Origin of the sequence: Carboxylicivirga sp. M1479 (assembly GCF_007097485.1) — a bacterium.
Taxonomy (GTDB): domain Bacteria; phylum Bacteroidota; class Bacteroidia; order Bacteroidales; family Marinilabiliaceae; genus Carboxylicivirga.
This window is the reverse complement of sequence record NZ_VKDE01000106.1, coordinates 1-304: the sequence shown is the minus strand read 5'-3', so window position 1 is coordinate 304 and position 304 is coordinate 1. Positions and strand designations below refer to the sequence as shown.

Genomic DNA, 304 nt, shown 5'->3' with positions numbered 1-304 from the left:
TTATGTTTGCATCTTCAAGCAACTTGTGTATGCGATTCTTTTCTGATGAAACCTGCTCAATAACTTTACGCTTGTAACGAGTTAAATCCCGTAACTCGCGTATGCCTTTGGGCGGAATAAAACTTCCTTTTAATAAACCACTTAACAACAGTTTAGTGATCCATCGACTGTCTTTCTTGTCAGTCTTTTGACCTGGTACATTCTTTATATGACGCGCATTAACTAATAATATCTCAAATTCTTCTTCTAAGATATTAAACACGGGCTTCCAATATACGCCTGTGCTTTCCATGGCAACATGGGT

Annotated in this window: 1 protein-coding gene; it reads right to left on the bottom strand. The window is 37.8% G+C overall.

Annotated features, from left to right (window positions below; all coding sequences use genetic code 11):
* On the bottom strand, positions 1-304 hold a 304-nt coding region (locus FNN09_RS20960; protein ID WP_143304440.1), incomplete at both ends, for a transposase.